Origin of the sequence: Spiractinospora alimapuensis (assembly GCF_018437505.1) — a bacterium.
In the GTDB taxonomy this organism is placed as follows: Bacteria; Actinomycetota; Actinomycetes; order Streptosporangiales; family Streptosporangiaceae; genus Spiractinospora; species Spiractinospora alimapuensis.
In genome coordinates this window covers 2,322,942-2,337,275 of sequence record NZ_CP072467.1, presented here as the reverse complement: position 1 = coordinate 2,337,275, position 14,334 = coordinate 2,322,942, and the positions used below count along the sequence as shown (strand labels likewise).

The following is a 14,334-nucleotide window of genomic DNA, read 5'->3' as shown; positions in this document are numbered from 1 at the left end:
ACGAGTGTGCCCAGCCTGGGGTGGTGACTCTCCGCTCGTTCACCCCGATGTTCTTCGCGGAGAACGGGAACCGTGGGGGGTTTCGCCGCGTCGCAGTGAATGTGCGGGGCCCGGCAGGACGGCTGGGTCCGGCGGGCGGGGCACGGGGGTTCCGCCGGCCGGACCCAGTGCCGGGCCCCGCAGAAGTCGTCCTGGGGGGCGAACTAGCCTTCACCAGTGAGAACGTCGGAGTTCGTGCCGACGGCCGGGGTGTCGGGCGGCCGCGCGCACCGGTCCACGCGCGGTGACGCGGTCGGTGCGCGGGCGCCGTATCGGTGGCCCCTCCCGGCCACGGGGCCGACGAAACCACGGCCACAGGTGCCCCAGGCCGCTGATTCGGGTGTGTGCGACGCCAAACGGTACGCATGTCGGTGAAATTCCTCGCAGTCGATGCCGCCTTCCTACGATGGCGCCGCGGAGGTGGACACGGAGTGGTTCAGCAGGGATTCGGCGAACTCGAGTTCGCGATCATGGACGCGCTGTGGCGTGCCGAGCAACCGCTCATTGTTCGGGACATCCGCGCGAGCATGTTCTACGACCGCGAGGTCGCCTACACGACGGTGATGACGGTCACCAACATCCTGTTCCACAAGGGGATGCTGCACCGGGAGAAGTCGGGACGGGCCTGGCGGTACTGGCCACAGGAGGACCGCGGCGACCACACGGCGCGGCTCATGCTGGAGGTCCTGGACGGAAGCGACGACCCCAGCACCGCGATGACGCGGTTCATCGAGCGGTGTTCCGAGGAACAGCGACGCCTCATCAGCCGAGCCCTGCACGGCCTCCCGCGTCCGCGACGGGCGACCCCTTAGTGCCGCCCTCGACGTCGGTGGCGTCGGCCACCGGGGTGGTTGCCCCGGGTGAGTGGACCCGGCGGTGAGCGGGGATCGGTCCACACTCCCTCGCCCGCGTCGTGAGCCGCGACACCCGTCCACCTATGCTCGTGCTGTGGATGACCTACGAGTAGCGCGGATGCGCGCCTACGGCGAGAGCATCTTCGCCGAGATGACGCAGTTGGCCGTGGCCACCGAGTCCATCAACCTCGGCCAGGGGTTCCCCGACACCGACGGACCGAAGGCGCTGCGCGAGGCCGCGGCCCGGCACCTCACCGACGGGGTGAACCAGTACCCGCCGGGCGACGGCCACCTTGAGCTGCGCGCGTCGGTCGCTGCCGAACGCGCCGCCCGGTACGGCCAGCGCCTCGACCCCGCCACGGAGATCTACGTGACGGTGGGCGCGACCGCCGGAATCGCCGCCAGCGTGCTCGGCCTGGTCGAGCCCGGGGACGAGGTCGTCGTCTTCGAGCCGATGTACGACTCCTACCCGGCGGTGATCTCGCTGGCCGGCGGCGTGCGCCGGCCCGTCGCCCTGCGCCCCGACGCCACCGGCCGGTTCACCTTCGACCCCGACGAGCTGCGGTCCACCTTCGGGCCGCGCACTCGGATGGTGCTGCTCAACTCTCCGCACAACCCCACCGGGACAGTGTTCACCCGCGAGGAACTGTCCCTGGTCGCGGAGCTGTGCCAACGGCACGACGTCATCGCGGTGACCGACGAGGTGTACGAGTACCTCACCTACGACGATGAGCCCCATGTTCCGCTCGCCACGCTTTCCGGCATGGCCGAACGGACGCTCTCCATCTCCTCGGCGGGCAAGACCTTCGCGGTCACCGGTTGGAAGACCGGATGGGTCATGGGGCCGTCGCCGCTGCTGCGCGCGGTGCGCACCGTGAACCAGTTCCTCACCTTCAGCGCCAACGGCGCGCTGCAGCTCGCCCTCGCCGAAGGACTGACCGGCGAGGCGGACTGGATCAAAGCCCAGAACAGCGCGCTCGCCGACAAACGCGACCGCCTCTCCGCGGGTCTGGCCGACGCCGGCTTCACCGTGCAGCGGAGCTCGGGGACCTACTTCGTCATGGCCGACATCCGTCCCCTGGGCTACCGCGACGGGATCGAGGCCGCCCGCGACCTTCCGCGACGCAGCCGCGTCGCCTGTGTGCCCGCACAGGTCCTCTACGACAACACGGAGGAGGGCCGGCACCTCGTCCGGTTCGCGTTCTGCAAGCGCGACGAGGTACTGGACGAAGCGGTGCGCCGCCTGGGCGCGACCCTGTGAACCCCGGCGGCGAATTCGTGGCCGATGTCGGCCGCCGCGATGGCGAGCCCACCGACGTCCTGCCGCGCGCACTGCGTGACGTGGTCAACGCGACGCGTGGCTTCATGCCCGAGGACGAAGGGCGCGCCCTGTTCGACGCGGCGTCCAAGTACTCCGTGGTCGGGCCCATCGTGGAGATCGGTACCTACTGCGGGAAGTCCACGTTGTACCTGGGGCACGCGGCCCGCCTCGCCGGCGTCAAGGTCGTCACGGTGGACCACCACCGGGGCTCGGAGGAGCACCAGCCGGGGTGGGAGTACCACGACCCGTCCCTGGTGGACCCCGAGATCGACCGGCTCGACACGCTCGGCGCGTTCCGACGAACGGTGGTCCGGGCGGGCATGGAGGACACGATCGTCACGGTCGTGGGGGCCTCCGCCGACGTCGCGGCACTGTGGGGAACGCCGCTGGGGATGGTGTTCGTCGACGGCGGTCACTCCGAGACGGCGGCCCAGACCGACTACGAGGGGTGGAGTCCCCACATCGCACCGGGCGGCGCCCTGGTGCTGCACGACGTCTTCCCCGACCCCGCCGACGGAGGGCGCCCTCCGTACAACGTGTACTGTCGCGCCCTGGCCAGCGGCGCTTTCCGGGAGACAAGTGCCACAGGTTCGCTGCGCGTCCTCGAACGACTGCCGTGAGTCGTGATGTCACCCGGGCCGGATATGCTCCGCTCGGGGTGACGTCGGGAAGCGGTATCGTGTTCGGGAAGTGTCGTTTAGGGTCCCCCCACGGTGTCGTAACGGTACTGAGATCTCCACGGTGAGTCCGTTCCGGCCGCACGCGCGTCGCTATGAGACGAAGCATTCACGAGACTTCATAGGGGGAGTCCCGGCTTCTGGGGGCTGAGGAACTGAGCGAGATGCACGACAGCGACGGCACAAAACCAACCCACCCGTCCGCTGACGACGACCAGACCAGCGGTGCCGACACCGGCGCCGACGAGTCGCGATCCGGCATACCCTCGGGTGCGGACTCACCGGAGTCCGGGCCGAGCGATGGGTCCACGGCGTCAGCCGACCACGTGAACGACGCCGACGAGCCGGAGCTCGCCGACGACGCGTCGGAGGACGCGGGCCCCGCGGACACCGACGTCGGTGCGTTCGACACCCCCCACACCGACAGCGCGTCCAGCCCCGACAGCGGTGACGCCACACCGTTCGCCGACGACTCCGACGCGGCCGAGCCCTCCCTGGGGGGCGGCGCCTTCCACGACAGCGGGAGTTTCTTCCGGGACCGGGTGGCCCGCAACCTCGCGGAACACTACGGGTTACGTCTGGACGAGAACGGACGTCCCCTCGACGACGACGCCGCGACCGCGGACGCCGATCCCGACTTCTCCGCGGTGTCCACGGGTGGCGGCGATGAGGACTACGCCACCGACACCGGCGCCAACGACATCCCGGACCCCGCCGACCTCCCCGACCAGGACGTACGGCCGGGGACGGAACCGTTCTCCGTGGTGGAGGAGTTCGAGTCCGACGCCACGCCGTCGTGGGCTGACTCCGAGGATCGGGGCACCGACGTCGGCCCGTCCACCAGCGTCTTCACCCCGCCCGACCGCGGCGCGGAATCCACGGAGCCGCCGTTCTCCTACCCCGACGCCCCCACGCGCGACCCTTACGACGAGCCGTACGCGGCCTCGGACCGCCCCCACTCCTCCGAGGGTCACGGCTTCGAGAGCGCCGGGTACTCCGAGCGGTCGGACTACGCCGACCCCCCCGAGCGGTTCGGGGCGGAGACACCGTCGGCGTTCACGACGCCGCCCGGCTACGACGATCCGTTCGGGCCCTCGGCCGCGGCGAGCGGTCCCTTCGCGTCCGGCGGCGACACGTCGGACCACGCCGAGGTCAGCGGGGCCGACAACCACGGTCAGGCCTACTCCGGCGACGACGAGACGTCCGGCGGCGACCCGTTCGAGTCCCACCGCGCCCCCGCGGTCCCCGACTTCGGTGACCCCACCGGTGCGGGAGCGACGGGAACGTTCAGTGCGCTGAGTCCCGGAATGGCGGCGGGGTACGGCGCCGGCGGAGAACCACCGGCCGGCGGCCCGGGTGGCCCCCCGGCGATCATTCCCCCAGGCGGGGACGGCCCGAACGGCCCGTCCGGTCCGCAGGAGGTGGCGCCGCACGCCGCGGGCGCGCTCCAATCGGGGTCCTCCGCGACCAAGAAGAAGTCGGCGGCGAAGAAGAAGAAACGACCGAAGAAGAAGCGGCCCCTGTGGTTCCGGCTGACCCGGGCCGGCCTGATCACCGTGTTCGCGGTCGTCCTGTTGGGCCTCGGCGCGTTCGGCGCGGCCTACGCGTTGATCGAGGTCCCCGACGCCACCCAGGAGGGCGCGACGGACCAGGGGTCGACCTTCTACTACAGCGACGGCGAGACGGAGTTCCTGGAACGGGGCACCGACCGTCAGCCCGTCGACCTCGACGACGTGCCCAAGCACGTACAGGACGCCGTACTGGCGGCGGAGGACCACGGTTTCTGGACCGAGCCCGGTGTGTCCATCCGCGGTACGGGTCGTGCGCTGTGGGTCACTCTGACCAGCCGCTTCACCGGAGCCGAGGAGATGCAGGGCGGGTCCACCATCACGCAGCAGATGGTGCGCAACTACTACGAGGGCCTCAGTCAGGAACAGACGATCGACCGCAAGCTGCAGGAGATCGTCATCGCGCTGAAGGTGGACCAGCAGCAGGACAAGGAGTGGATCCTCGAGCAGTACCTGAACACCATCTACATGGGTCGTCAGGCGTTCGGTATCCAGGCGGCCGCCCAGGCCTACTTCGACAAGGACGTCTCCGAGCTCACCACGGAGGAGGCCGCCTACCTGGCGGCCGCGATCCAGCAGCCGCACACCTTCGGCGCCGTGGACGAGGACAACCAGGAGAACCTCGGCTCCCTCGAGGGCCGGTGGGACTCGGTGATGGACCACATGGTCCAGCTCGGTTCGATGGACGAGGAGACCCTGGAGGCGGACAGCCGCTCCGAGGCCGAGATCCCTCTCGCCCAACCCGCGCTGCGCGACGAGGAGCTCACGGGCCACACCGGATACATGTGGCAGCAGGCCATGACGGAGCTCGAGACGCTCGGGCTCACCGAGGAGGACCTCGACACCGGCGCCTACGAGATCGTCACCACGTTCGACGAGGACATGATGACGGCGGCCCAGGAGTCCGTCGAGGAGATCGTCCCGGTGGACAACCTGCCGGACGGCGTGCGCGCCGGTCTCACCGCCGTGGATCCGGCGACGGGTGAGGTCCTCGCGTTCTACGGTGGTCCCGGTTACGAGGTGGACAACTACGACAGCGCGTTCCGTGGCTCGGCGCAGGCCGGATCGGCGATCAAGCCCTACGTGCTGGCCGCCGCCCTGGAACAGGGCATCGGGTTGAACACCGTGATCGACGCCAGCTCACCGCAGACCTTCGAGGGGTCGCCGGTGCAGAACGCGGGCGGTGCCAGCTATCCCCGGGTCAACCTGGTGGACGCGACCGCGCGTTCGGTGAACACCGGCTACATCCACCTGCTCCAACAGGCGGGGCAGGAGAACGTCGTGGAGATGATGCACGCGTCCGGTATCCCCGACGACAAGATCACGCCGGAGCAGGCGCTCGCGCCGACCCTCGCGCTCGGTGTCTCCGACGTCAGCCCGGTCGACCAGGCGAGTGGCTTCGCGACCTTCGCCAACGGTGGGGAGCACATCGAGCCGCACGTCGTGCGGTCGATCATCGACCGGGACGGTGAGGACCAGCGGCCCGCCCCGGAGCGCAACCAGGCGATGAGTGAGGCCACGGCCTCGGACGTCACCTACGCGCTGGAGCGTGTGATCACCTCGGGTACCGGTACCCGGGCGTCGATCGGGCGCCCCGCCGCCGGAAAGACCGGGACCACCGACTCCAGTGTCGCGGCGTGGTTCGTGGGCTACACCCCCCAGCTCTCGGGTGCGGTCGGTATCTACAACGGCGACAACCAACCGTTCAGCATGCCCGGGTACGGTTCGTTGTCCGGTGGCACCATGCCGGCCGACGTGTGGCGAACCTTCATGAGCCGTGCGCTGGAGGGCCAGGACGTCGAGAGCTTCTCCGGTCCGAGTGGCCAGGGCTCCACCCACGACTGGGGTGGCGCCGAGCCAGAGCCCTCTCCGGCTGAGGACGAGAGCAACGACGAAGAGGAGCCCGAGCCCGAGCCGGAGGAGACCCAGGAGGAAGCTCCGGTTGAGGAGGAACCTCCCGCTGACGAGGAGGAGCTCGAGACCATGCCAGAGCTTCCCGGCTCACCCGACGGCCCGGAGGCGTTCGCGCACCAGAACGCCCCCACACTCCGAGAAGACGACTGACGACGCGCGAAGGCGGGTCAGGACCCCGGAGAGGGGCCTGACCCGCCTTTCGTTCGCCAAGGGGCGGCACATCCGCCGTCCCGAGCGCGGGTCGTGGTCGAGTCCCGGGTTGGCGGGCCGGTTGACCCTGCCGGACTCCGCTCCCGTACCGCTGGTGGCTCGCGGGGATCCGTGATCGTGGGGCCGTGGTCCCACGGGTCGAGCGCGATGATGGGCGACCCCTCGAGCCTCCCAGGTGTCCCGTCTCTCGCTCGCTGTCTCGCCTCCAGTCATCGCGGTCGACGGGCGACGTTCGCCTGGCGCGCCGGGTGGGTGAACCTCCCATCACCACACCCGTCACCCCACCCACTCCGGTCGCACCGACGGGTTGACTGTGTCGGGCGTGGACCCTTCGCGGGGGCACCTCGTCCACCGCGCGTCGGAGTGTTGGAGCACGTTGGTTGGCTGCCGGCTCGACCTATACGTTGTCTCGAACCGGGGGTGTTGCCGACGCGTCCGCCGTGGTTGTGGTGGCTTATCCCCGTGGGTGTGCGTCTGCTTGGTGGGAGGCGCACCCGCAGCCGGTTGTTCCGTGGCGGGAGCCAGTGTGGGGAGGGGAGCCTGTCGGGCGTCGAATCTTCGCGGGGGCGTCCCGTCCACTGCGCGTGTGGGGTTGGGGCGCGTTGGTTGGCTTTCGGCTCACCCACACGTCGTCCCGAACCGGGGTGTGTTGCCGACGGGTCCGCGGGGTTGTGGTGGCTTATCCCCGTGGGTGTGCGTCGGCCTGGTGGGAGGCGCACCCGCAGCCGGCCGCGTCTGTGGCGGGGGCCGGTGCGGCGAGCGCGCCGAAGGCGCCGGTGCCGGGAGTCGTCGAGCTGAGCGCGTCGGCCGCGAGGACGACTGACGCGGAGGTCCAGGTGCTGCGTTCGGTGGGCCACCGGACGTCGTGGGCGAACTGGTAGCCGGTCCAGTACGCGCCGTCCTGCGGGTCGCGTAGGTGCTGCATGTCCGCGAAGAGCTGGGTCGCGGGGCCCACTTCGCCCACCGCGGCTAGCGCGAGCACCAGCTCGCAGGTCTCGGCCCCGGTCACCCAGGGTTGGTCGCTCACACAGCGGATGCCCAGGCCCGGGACGACGAACGTGTCCCAGCGTTCCGTGACGCGTTCTCGCGCCGCCCGTCCGTCCAGGACGCCGCCGAGGATGGGGTAGTACCAGTCCATCGAGAACCGGCGCCGGTCGGCGAAGGTGCCCTCGTGCTCCACGACGACGTGGCGGAGTTGGGCGGCCGCGATCTCCCACTCGACCTGGGGCCGATCGAGCAGCTCGGCGAGGGCGACGCCGCAGCGCAGGCCGTGGTAGACGCTCGCGCATCCCGTCACCAGCGAATGGTCCCCGGGGGCGCCGTCGGGGGCACGTGCCCACAGCACGTCGCCGCGGTCGGTACGCAGCCCCAGGGCGAACTCCACCCCGGACCGGGCGTGGGGCCACAGGTGCCGGACCAGGTCCACGTCGCCGGTGACGAGGTAGTGGTGCCACAGACCCACCGCGAGGTAGGCCGCGTGGTGGGCCTCGGCGTGTGACGCCTTCTCCTCGGCGGGGATGCGGGCCGGCCAGGACCCGTCGGGACGTTGCGCGGCCGCGAGCCACCGGTAGGCACGTTCCGCCTCGACCCGGTGTCCGGCCACGGTCAGCGCCATCGCGCACTCCACGTGGTCCCAGGCGTCCACGTGTCCGCCCGGGTACCAGGGGATCGCACCGGACGGGCGTTGGCTGTGTCGAATGTACTCGGCGGTCGCCGCGACGGCGTCCGCGCCGAGGACGCCCGGCAGTTCGGGCAGCTCGACGTGGGGCATGGGGTCTCCTCGGTGGGGCGTCAGGTGCGCGGCTTTCGGAGGTAGACGACGACGCTCTTGCCGAGGACGGGGTTGAGCGCACGCTCGGTGAGCCGCGTGATCGCGGGGCCCTTCATGATGTCCCACACGAGCATGCGGTGGTAGGCGGAGACGAGGGCGTGGTCGTCGTTGTCCGTCCCCACGGCGCACTTGAGCCACCAGTACGGCGAGTGCAGGGCGTGCGCGTGGTGGTGCGGGCCGACGACGAAGCCCGCGGACCGCAGCTTCGCCTCCAACTCGACCCGCGTGTAGATGCGCACGTGGCCGCCCTCGACTGCGTGGTACTCCTCGGACAGGGCCCAGCACAGACGCTCGGGCAACCAGCTCGGGACGGTGACGACGGCGAGGCCGCCCGGGCGCAGGACCCGGTACATTTCCGCGATCGCGGCGGTGTCGTGGGGAATGTGCTCGAAGATCTCGGCGGCGATCACCCGGTCGAAGGAGTTGTCCGGGAACGGCATGTCCAACGCGTCGCCCGGCACCGCCTCGAAGGTCGCCGTCTCCGGGAGCTCACCTTCGGCCCGCATAGCGCCGGTCATCGACTCGACGCTGTCGAGATCGTCGGTGTTCTGGTCGAACGCCACCACGGACGCCCCTCGGCGCAGCGCCTCGAAGGTGTGCCGGCCGTTGCCGCTGCCCAGGTCGAGCAGGCGCTCTCCAGAGACGGGGAAGAGCGTGAAGTCGACGGTAATCAGGAGAACTCCACTTGTTCGGATCGTTCGGTCGGGACTCGGGCGGTGGAGGCGAGGCCAGGAGTCTAGACGGGGAGGGGGGCCGCGGCGACGTCCGCCATCGACTCTCGGTACCGCCGCGCGGTCGCCTCCGCCACCGCGCGCCAGGTGAAGCGTTCACGGACCCGCGCCAGGCCGGCGGAGCTCAGGGCGTCGCGTTCCCGCGGGTTACCGAGCAGGGCCAGCATGCGTTGGGCGAGTTCCTCGGCGTCACCGGGGGAGACGAAGCACGCGGCGTCGCCGCCGACCTCCGGGAGTGCCCCCGCCCGACTGGCGATGAGTGGGGTCCCGCTGGCCATCGCCTCGACCGCCGGCAGGGAGAAGCCCTCGTAGAAGGACGGTACGACGGCGATCTCGGCACTGGCGAGGAGCCGACCGAGCTCGTCGTCGCTGAGCCCGTGCTCGAAGCGCACGACGTCCCCCAGGCTCAGCTCCTCGACGAGCTGGGCGGTGGGACCGTCACCGCGGGGACGGCCGACTACCGTCAGGGAGACGTCGCTCTCGGTGGCGACCTTCGCCGTGGCGCGCAGCAGCGTCGCCACCCCCTTCATCGGGCTGTCCGCGCTGGCCACACAGACCACGCGTCCGGGCACCCGGAGTTCGGGGCGCGGATGGAAGACGGAGGTGTCCACGCCCAGGGGCACCACCTCGAGCCGGGAGCGGGCCACCCCGAACTCCCGCACGATGTCGTCCGCGGAGGACGTCGAGGGGACGAGGATCGGCGCGAGGCGGCGGGCGACCCGACGTTGCATGGCCACGAACCCGTACCATCGCCGCTTGGACAAGCGTTGGAATCCGCGCGCCTCCTCCAGTTCAATGCGACGGTCCACGCTGATCGGGTGGTGGATGGTCGTGACCAGCGGCGCGCGGAGCCGGTTGACGCCGAGCATCCCGTAGCCGAGGGTCTGGTTGTCGTGCACCACGTCGAAATCTCCCGCGCGGCGCCGCAGTTCCCGCAGGGCACGCAGCGAGAACGTCAGCGGTTCGGGGAAGCCCGCGGTCCACATTCCGGCGACCTCGAGGACGTCGATCCAGTCGCGCCACTCCCGGAGCGGGGGAGCGCGGAACGGGTCCGCGTCGTTGTAGAGGTCGAGGCTGGGCACCTTTTCCAACACCACGCCGTCGTCGAGGACGGGATAGGGCTGTCCGGAGAACACGTGCACGGTGTGCCCCAGGCCGGCGAGTTCCCGGGAGAGATGGCGGACGTAGATGCCCTGGCCGCCACAGTGGGGCTTGCTCCGGTAGGACAACAGTGCGACGCGCAGCGGTTCGGACGAATCACGCTTCGCTGGGGGCACTGGTACCGCCTCTCGGGCTCGTCGGCGATCCGCGCCGTCTCACACAGGACTCGCCCGCCACTAACGCCCATGGGGTGACAGACGGACCTCAGGTTACCGGTCAGTTTATCGGGGAGGGGGTGCGGCCCCGTGGTCACCGGATGCGCGCGAGCGACTCGTCCACGATGCGCCGCCAGTCGTCGGCGGCGCCCACGAGGTAGACGCGGTGTTCCGCGTCGACGAACACCAGATCGCCGCTGAAGTACATCCCGTCCTGGATGCGTTCCGCCGTCGCGCCGGCGTCGTCGTAGTACCCGTCGAACAGGCCGGTCCCCGCGGTGTTCACCAGCTCACCGATGGCTTCGTCCGGGTTGAGCAGCCGCCCCGCGGCGTCCCACCGCCCGGGCGGGCAGGGCTGACCCGTGCGGGGGTGCAGCACCGAGATCCCCTGGAGCAGCCGACCGACGACGGGATAGGGCGCCTGGGGGTCGGGCGCGAGCCGGATCCCCGACTCGGGGAGACCGTAGGTGTCCAGGACGTGGCAGCGGAAGCGCTCGGAGAAGCGCCGACGTAACTCGGCGGGGGCGCCCGCGGTGGTGACCAGTCGGATCGGGTTGTCGCCGTCACCCACGCCCAGCGGGGCCCGGAGGCAGACCGTGAGCACGTCCTCGTCGACGTGCAGGTAGGTGCACCGGCGGCGCTGGACGTCGCGGAAGACCCCGCTGTGACCGTGGATCGGGAGGTCGATGGGCAGGCCCAGTGTGAGTGCCGGCGCCAGCACGAGGTCGAGGGCCTCGGCCCGAAACAGGGGAACAGGCGAACAGATGACGTCGCCCGAGCCCAGGCCGAGCATCGCCGCCGCCGAGGCGCCCGCCCAGGTGATCCGCCGGTGGGTCACCGTGAGCGCGTGTGACGTGGTACTGGCACGGGTGAAGACGATCATGAGGGGGGTGGACGGGTGCGCGGGGACGGGTTGGAACCCCGAGAGGGCGTCGCGCGTCTCGCGCTGCCGGCCCGCGTTGCTCATGTCCACGAGAGCGACCCGGGTGTGTGTCGCGAGGTCGGCCGCGCGCTGGGGGTTCGTGCCGTCGGTGACCAGTACGTCGCAGTGGGCGGTACTGATCTCCTCGGCGATCTCGTCGAAGGTGCGGCTCGCGTCGAGAGCGACGATGACGTGCCCGGACAGGGCGGCGCCGCCGATCAGGAAGAGCGTCTCGGGGGTGTTCTCGGCGAGCACACCGACGTGCAACTGGCCGTTGTTGGACCGGGAACGCACCCCACGACCGACCGACTGCAGCCAGCCACCGTGCTCCATGCACCGCTGCACGAACCGGCGCCAGGTCCATGAGGCGTCCCCGTAGTACATGGCTGGGCCGGTGTCACGGGTGCGGTCGAGCAGGAGCGAGGAGACGGTTGGTTCGGCGGGGGAGTGCACGTCGACTCCAGGAGTTATCGGTCCGGCTGGATCACGCGGTCGTGTCCTCGCCCAGGGGATTTCGCCTCCGCACAAGGTGAGGACACCGGGAATGATCTCGAAAGGGAGCTATTCCAGTCTAGTGCCATGCCTGTCCGATATTTGGGAGCTATGTCGGGTTCTGGCAGACAGTTGTCACTCTGGGTGGTCCGATACCGTGGGATGAGCTGATGAGGCTGGCACTGGAGTCGAGGAGGCAGCGACCGGTGAGTACCGCGCCAGTGCGTTCGACACTCGGGCTTCGGGCCCACAACCAGAACCAACGTCGTAAGCGCATTGTGCAGACGGCGGCGGCGTTGGCCCTGCGTGGCGGCGTGGAAGCGATGCAGATGCGCTCCGTGGCGGAGCGGGCCGGGGTCGCCCTAGGCACCCTCTACCGCTACTTTCCGTCCAAGATGGATCTCGTCGCCGCGGTCGTCACCGAAGAGCTGGACGTCCTGGAGAGCAGCATCGTCCGCCGCCCGCCGACCTCCGACACCCCGGCGGGTCGTGCCACCGACCTGTTGATGCGCGCCTCCCGGGGCCTCGTCCGAGAACCCGAGCTCGCCGACGCCCTCGTACGTTCCCTGGTCTTCTCCGAGGTGACCGCGGATCTGGGGATGCGTCTGACCAGCATGCTGTGGCGGGTCGCCTACCCCGACGCCCCGCAGCGTCCAGAACCCACCGAAGCGACATCGGCCGAGTACGTCGCCCTCGACGCCCTCGTCAGCGTCTGGATCTTCGAAGTCCTCGAGGTCCTCAAGGGCCGCCGCGACCTCACCGAGTCCCAGGACCGCCTGGAAGTCGCCGCCGCCCGCCTCCTCCGCCCCACCCCGTAACCCGGACGGGGAACGCCGCTCCGGCGCCTCCGGCTCGCGACCCCCAACATTGGTGCCGCACGGCCGCCGTCCCCACCACCGCTCCGCGCGGAGAGGGGGATGCTCGTGCCCGACGGGACGACATTCGCCTGCGTCGATCCTTTCCAGCCGCCAGCCAGGGTGCCCGTCACGGATCGCCGTGTGAGCCGAAGCCTGGGCCCCGACCGGTGGGCGTCGCCGTACGCCGCCGTCCACCCTTCGCTCGCCATCACCCACATGGGACGGGACGGTCGGGGCCAGGCCTCGCGGGGCGAACAGGGCGGCCGCCGAACTTCGCCTGACCTTCCACGTCGTGGCTCCCCACTCCTCGTAGCCCCCTCCGCCAAAGCCGATCGGGGTCGCCGGCTTCCTACTGCGGAGCCACGTCGACCGCGACTCGCGGGGCTGGTCACCACCCACGGTCTCCCATCGCGTTTCCGCATGGGGGGAGTTCGTCGAGGGCCGCGACGGACGGGCTGCGCCAACCCGTCGTACCTGGTGTGTGTGGTCGGGCGTTGCTACTCGGGTGGGGGTGTGTTCGTCGCGTCGTGGCGGTTGCCACCGATGATGTCGCGGATGCCGTCCCACAGGTCGGTGAGGAGCCCTCCGCCGCCTTCCTCGTCCTCGGGTGGGGCGGGCGGGTTGCGCCGCTCGTGGACGCCGAGTTCGGGTTCGTCCTCGGTGGGGGGAGCCTCGGTCGGGAATGCCTCCGGGGCTGGGTCGGTGTCCTCTCCCTGGTGGGGCGCACCTTCGCCCGGGGCCGCGTCACCGTCGGGGTCCCCGGCGAGTGTGTCCTCGGCGTGTGCTCCTCGCGACTCGTCGGTGGGGCCGGAAGGTCCCTCGACGGGCGTGGCGTCGGGTGCGCCCTCGACGGGGGGCGTGGTGGCGGCGCCGGACTCCGACGGCGACGGGCTCAGGTCCGGACCGTTGGCCTCACCCGCCTCGATGCCCGCCGGGGGTGCGTCGGTGAGGACGGTGGCCGCGCCCCAGATGCCGGCCGCCGCGAGGATGGTGAGGACTCCCGCCAAGGCGGGCACGAACCACTTGCCACGGCGTGGCTCCGAATCGTCGGAGTTCCCCTCCGGGGCGATCTCGGCGAGCTGTTCCGTCCTGGTCCGCGCGGGGACGTCGTCGGTCGTCAGGCGTTCGGTGCGCAGGTCCGCCCGCGGAGCGTCGTCCACGGGAGGGGGCGCGGTCTGGGGCTCGGCCGCGGGGGTCGGGGCAGGGCCGCCGTCGCGGTGGCGGGGGAACCCGTCGGTGCCCAGAGGGAACAGGGAGCGAGCCTGTGCGCTCCACGCCGCGACGCGATCCGGGTCCCCGCACGCCGCGAGGACCAGTCCGCGCAGCTCGCGCGGGGGGCTGTGGCGGCGGCACCGACGCCATGAAGTCGCCCATGTCGGTGGCGTCGGGAACACGGGTGGTGTCGGGCGCACGGAACAGGTCCGCGGCGCGTCGCACGGCGGTGTGGGTGAGTTCCCCGGCCATCTCCGCGTCCAGTCCCACCACGCGTCCCCGTTGGGCGGGGGTGAGTCCGTGGCGCAGCGCCAGCTCCAGTAGCTCACGCTGGCTGGGTGGTAGCTGGGTGAGGGCCTGGATGATCGGTCGCTCGTCGGGGACCGTCGC

At 70.7% G+C, this 14,334-nt stretch carries 10 protein-coding genes; 5 read left to right on the top strand and 5 right to left on the bottom strand.

The genetic code is table 11. The annotated features are described in order from the left end of the window. Positions 1-470 precede the first annotated feature (470 nt). The 4 genes from J4H86_RS10615 to J4H86_RS10600 all read left to right on the top strand — a co-directional run bounded on the left by J4H86_RS10615 (position 471) and on the right by J4H86_RS10600 (position 6,523). Entirely contained in the window at positions 471-851 is a 381-nt protein-coding gene (locus J4H86_RS10615) for a BlaI/MecI/CopY family transcriptional regulator (protein WP_269134550.1), read from the top strand. Between the two features lie 160 nt (positions 852-1,011). After that, positions 1,012-2,154, top strand: coding sequence for a pyridoxal phosphate-dependent aminotransferase (locus J4H86_RS10610; protein WP_236543979.1), 1,143 nt, complete (start codon positions 1,012-1,014; stop codon positions 2,152-2,154). 104 nt (positions 2,155-2,258) lie between these two features. Further along, positions 2,259-2,834, top strand: coding sequence for a class I SAM-dependent methyltransferase (locus J4H86_RS10605; protein WP_236543978.1), 576 nt, complete (start codon positions 2,259-2,261; stop codon positions 2,832-2,834). Positions 2,835-3,055: 221 nt separating this feature from the next. Then, the gene (locus tag J4H86_RS10600; RefSeq protein ID WP_236543340.1) at positions 3,056-6,523 is read left to right on the top strand and encodes a transglycosylase domain-containing protein; all 3,468 of its coding nucleotides are present in this window, start codon (positions 3,056-3,058) and stop codon (positions 6,521-6,523) included. A 739-nt stretch (positions 6,524-7,262) separates the two neighbouring features. Here the strand turns inward: J4H86_RS10600 and J4H86_RS10595 are convergent. From J4H86_RS10595 to J4H86_RS10580, 4 genes are all read right to left on the bottom strand, one after another. Next, positions 7,263-8,354, bottom strand: coding sequence for a glucosidase family protein (locus J4H86_RS10595; RefSeq protein WP_236543339.1), 1,092 nt, complete (start codon positions 8,352-8,354; stop codon positions 7,263-7,265). A gap of 20 nt (positions 8,355-8,374) precedes the next feature. Beyond that, entirely contained in the window at positions 8,375-9,088 is a 714-nt protein-coding gene (locus J4H86_RS10590) for a class I SAM-dependent methyltransferase (RefSeq protein ID WP_236543977.1), read from the bottom strand. Positions 9,089-9,150: 62 nt separating this feature from the next. After that, positions 9,151-10,422 carry a glycosyltransferase family 4 protein gene (locus J4H86_RS10585; protein ID WP_236543338.1) on the bottom strand — a complete coding sequence of 424 codons (1,272 nt, stop codon included), beginning with the start codon at positions 10,420-10,422 and terminating at the stop codon, positions 9,151-9,153. Positions 10,423-10,555: 133 nt separating this feature from the next. After that, positions 10,556-11,836, bottom strand: coding sequence for an AMP-binding protein (locus J4H86_RS10580; RefSeq protein ID WP_236543337.1), 1,281 nt, complete (start codon positions 11,834-11,836; stop codon positions 10,556-10,558). 209 nt (positions 11,837-12,045) lie between these two features. Between J4H86_RS10580 and J4H86_RS10575 the strand changes: the two genes are divergently transcribed. After that, positions 12,046-12,693 (top strand): TetR family transcriptional regulator, encoded by a 648-nt coding sequence (locus J4H86_RS10575; protein WP_449451343.1) that lies wholly within the window; start codon positions 12,046-12,048, stop codon positions 12,691-12,693. A 536-nt stretch (positions 12,694-13,229) separates the two neighbouring features. Here the strand turns inward: J4H86_RS10575 and J4H86_RS10570 are convergent. After that, on the bottom strand, positions 13,230-14,144 hold the full coding sequence (locus J4H86_RS10570) for a hypothetical protein (RefSeq protein ID WP_236543335.1): 915 nt from the start codon (positions 14,142-14,144) through the stop codon (positions 13,230-13,232). Between the last annotated feature and the right edge of the window lie 190 nt (positions 14,145-14,334).

Bases quoted from the DNA above. Each gene is read 5' to 3' on its own strand.
- J4H86_RS10595 (WP_236543339.1), bottom strand. From the start codon at position 8,354: ATGCCCCACGTCGAGCTGCCCGAACTGCCGGGCGTCCTCGGCGCGGAC.
- J4H86_RS10605 (WP_236543978.1), top strand. From the start codon at position 2,259: ATGCCCGAGGACGAAGGGCGCGCCCTGTTCGACGCGGCGTCCAAGTAC.
- J4H86_RS10610 (WP_236543979.1), top strand. From the start codon at position 1,012: ATGCGCGCCTACGGCGAGAGCATCTTCGCCGAGATGACGCAGTTGGCC.
- J4H86_RS10575 (WP_449451343.1), top strand. From the start codon at position 12,046: ATGAGGCTGGCACTGGAGTCGAGGAGGCAGCGACCGGTGAGTACCGCG.
- J4H86_RS10600 (WP_236543340.1), top strand. From the start codon at position 3,056: ATGCACGACAGCGACGGCACAAAACCAACCCACCCGTCCGCTGACGAC.